Consider the following 3,511-nt stretch of genomic DNA (forward strand, 5'->3'; position numbering starts at 1 on the left):
GAAATCAACGCCGGAAATCTTGACTCGTCACACGAATGAACTGACAACAATCACAGCCAGCAGGACCCCAGCCTCAAGGGGGCGAGATCATCCCGGAATCCGGGGGCGCAATCATCTCGGAACAAAGGGGCGGCTTCATCGGAATCGGCGGCGGAACTTTCTATTTGGCTTTATGTTTGACGGTAGCAATGATCCCACAGGCCATTGCACTGCTGGAATCCAGTCCCAACAGAAACCAGCAATGAAGGCTCGGCGCATTAGCGTCGGGCCTTTCTATTTCGCGCTAGCGGGAAACCCTCACCGTGGTCGTTACTGCACGGCGGATGGGCTTGACGCTGCAGGACTCTCTCCCCATTTTTCACCTACTCTAGCGGAGCGAAAATCCAGAACCTATCGACATGCGGCTGCCGGCAACCTCTTCAAGGAGAGGCGCTATGCGCATGGCATATTACCCGTCCGACTTTATCGGGCATGAACTCCAATACTCCTGCACCAAATGCCAACGCAGCGGCTCAATGGCGGCCGCGGACGCCCTTGCCCGCTACGGCAACAAGCCCATGCCGGAACTTCGCTATGACTTGGCGAAAGAGTTTGGCTGCAATCGCGAACACGATGCACCGTTCAACGACAAGTGCCAGATAAGGTACGACCATTCTGCCGGGGAGATGTTGGGGATGAAGGTACCTGAAGCTTGATCACGAGAAAACGCTCGGGGAGTTGGCGCAGTACGAGGCGCTGTTCGCCCGTTGCCCGGAGTGCAATCGCCGAAGGCCGATCGATCGTTGGGAGATCCAGCGGAAATTCGGAAAGGCATTGACGCTGGGCCAAGTGGCAGGCCTCATGCGTTGCAAGGTTGGGACAAGGGCGCTCGCCTGATGGTAAGGCATCTGTCGCGGTGAGCATCGAAAATCACGCGCCTCGGGCCAACATCCAGGACCGCGGGCAACCGTGCGCCACCGTACGGGTCGACAAATGTCTGTCCACGGAGGGTGCGAAGGCGTATTATCTGTCGGTCGGCCCATTCTTTCCGGGCAGAGTCGATTGGGAGATCATATGTGCTCTTGCCTCAGGCGGGAGCCGTACCATGAATTTCTTCACCAATGTCGACCTTACAGACGAGCATCTCGATATCTTGACCTGCAGCATTCACGCGTGGTGCGTCAACCGTCGGGCCGACCCCGAAGGTCATCTTGCACGTGCGGCCACGACGCTGGCACTGGAAGTGATTTCCGCGTGTCCATCGATAACGTCGTCAGAGTTGCTTGACCTGCTCCTCGCCGAATTCCAGACCATTCGATTGGTGAATGGCGTGGAATCACTTGGGCAGCATGATGGTTCTCAGGTGGATCGCGGTTGCGCTGCAAGATGTCGACTGCGCGTAGCTATCTTCTTCCTGCCTTAATCTTGACGGCACCCATCTCGAAATGGAAAATAATATGACCAACGTTCCCATAGGCCCACCAGAAAAAAGGCCTGACACTTCGGCCAAACTGACTAAGCGGGCTCGGCAGAACGCTCTACGCGACGCTCAGGTAATGCCCCCGCATAAGGTCGATTTGACCCTGAACCCGAACACTCAGGAGCAAATGCGTGCGCCTTTCAGCGTCAATGCGCGTGCTTCCCGGGTTGTCGCAAAGCACTGATGCACATCGAGAATGAGCGCGATGCGTTTCGAGATCCCTGCCGGACGCCCGATGCCTCTTGGAGAATGCCATGTCAATAGGCGATAGCTGGACATTCAGAAGCACGTTGAAGCACGCGAGCGTGCGAGAGTTGAACACACAACAGCGGGAGCTAGTTGCTGCTTATAGGCTAGGGAAACTGGCGGAACAGGATTTCCAATTCCAGCTTTCAAAAGATCCCGCGTTGGCCAAGTGGGTGCGCCAAGTCCTGGAAGCTGCAAGCACTGACCCTCTGAGTAATTGATGCGCGCGTTGTTCAGCTGTGCGGCGCACGTAGCCGGAATGCACATTGGTCGGCCCATCTGATGGTGAGAACGGCGTTGATGAGCTTGCCGCTGTTGCGCCACCAGCGGCGGGCGTTTGCCGCCACCTGTAGGGCCACATCGGGTTTTGCCCCCCGAACCGTCAGTTCCCGGAAGATAGTCCTGCTGTGCTTCCATTGCTTGAGCTGGATAGCCCTCAAACGGTGACGCATCCATTCGTCCAGCCTTTGCCAGACCCGAGATGTTTGCGCCAGCCGGAAGTAGGCTTTCCATCCGCACACGAAGATACGCAGCCGTTCTGCCACCGCTTTCAGGGATCGACCCGTCACGCGCGGTGTCAGTTCGCGAATGCGCTCCTTGAACGCCTTGATGGCCTTGTCGGCGACCCGTCTCTTGACCACCCGTCCTGGTGCTTTGAAGAAAGCATAGCCGAGGAATTTGCGGCCGAAGACACTGGCAACGGCGCTCTTGGTCTCGTTCACCTTGAGGCGAAGTCGGCCATAAAGCCGCCGCAGCAGAGCCATCACCCGTTCGCCCGCCCGCTGTGACCGCACGTAGACGTTACAGTCGTCGGCATAGCGGCAGAAGGCATGGCCCCGCCGTTCAAGCTCCTTGTCCACCTCATCCAGCAGCAGGTTGGCCAGTAGCGGCGACAGCGGCCCGCCCTGCGGCGTGCCTCTGGTCCGCTTGATGGTCGCATCCCCATCGACGATCTCGGCGTTCAAGTAAGCCCGAACCAGACGGATGACGCCGGGATCGGGGATTTTCTTGCGCAGACGGTCGATCAGGATGTCATGGTCAACCCGGTCGAAGAACTTCTCCAGATCCACGTCCACAACGATCCGCCGTCCGGACTGCACGAACGATTGCGCCGCCAGGACGGCATCGTGCGCACTCCTTCCCGGACGGAAGCCGTAGCTGTGCTGGCTGAAGGTCGGATCAAGGATTGGCTGAAGGACTTGCAGGAGCGCCTGTTGGATCAGGCGGTCCAGCACCGTGGGGATGCCAAGCTCGCGCTCGCCGCCCCCTGRCTTCGGGATCATCACTGCGCCCGTGTCGTTCCCGATCCGCGGCGGGGGCTCGGCTTCGTCGAGACCAGAGCCCGGACGGGCTTCACCCGCTTGCCTCTCCGATCTCCCGGGCTGTCCCGGCATCTGACGCATGGCCTTGCTCATCCTTGGAGGAACTTCACTCTCTCTCGTTCGGCCCTTCGTTCGCGCCTGTGCGCTCCCTACTACGGCCTCGGCTGACYTCTCGCTCCGGCTCGACACCGTCGCCCTTTCAGGCGCAAGACGAGATCTCCCCAGGTAAGAACGCACTCCTTCACTGCACGACCGCCGGATTTACGCCACCGCCCCTTGGTCACAAGAGCTTCGCGGTCGTTTGCCCGCTCGCCCTGGTTGGCACCGCCTCATATCCGGTTCTTGTTCATCGGCCCGCAGTTTCGATCCACGCTTCCTCCCCACGGTCGGTCGCCCTTCCGCAGTTGCGCTTCTCTTCGTTCGCCGTGACCAGCTTACGGTGGGACTTCCACCCACAAGAATGCGCCCATGCTGGGCGCACAAA

Annotated in this window: 3 protein-coding genes; 2 read left to right on the plus strand and 1 reads right to left on the minus strand. The window is 59.3% G+C overall.

Features of this window, described 5'->3' with window-relative positions:
* The first annotated feature begins 434 nt into the window (after positions 1–434).
* Both AC1DPR_RS31425 and AC1DPR_RS31430 read left to right on the plus strand, forming a co-directional pair.
* The gene (locus AC1DPR_RS31425) at positions 435–695 is read left to right on the plus strand and encodes a hypothetical protein (protein ID WP_477817957.1); all 261 of its coding nucleotides are present in this window, start codon (positions 435–437) and stop codon (positions 693–695) included.
* A gap of 389 nt (positions 696–1,084) precedes the next feature.
* Complete coding sequence (locus AC1DPR_RS31430) at positions 1,085–1,402, plus strand: hypothetical protein (RefSeq protein ID WP_477817958.1); 318 nt, start codon at positions 1,085–1,087, stop codon at positions 1,400–1,402.
* A 536-nt stretch (positions 1,403–1,938) separates the two neighbouring features.
* Here the strand turns inward: AC1DPR_RS31430 and ltrA are convergent.
* Positions 1,939–2,988 (minus strand): group II intron reverse transcriptase/maturase, encoded by a 1,050-nt coding sequence (ltrA, locus tag AC1DPR_RS31435; RefSeq protein ID WP_477817959.1) that lies wholly within the window; start codon positions 2,986–2,988, stop codon positions 1,939–1,941.
* Between the last annotated feature and the right edge of the window lie 523 nt (positions 2,989–3,511).

It is taken from the genome of Rhizobium sp. 01T417 (genome assembly GCF_056398905.1).

Excerpts from the sequence above, each read along its gene's own strand:
- AC1DPR_RS31425 (WP_477817957.1), top strand. The coding sequence starts at position 435 with ATGCGCATGGCATATTACCCGTCCGACTTTATCGGGCATGAACTCCAA.
- AC1DPR_RS31430 (WP_477817958.1), top strand. The coding sequence starts at position 1,085 with ATGAATTTCTTCACCAATGTCGACCTTACAGACGAGCATCTCGATATC.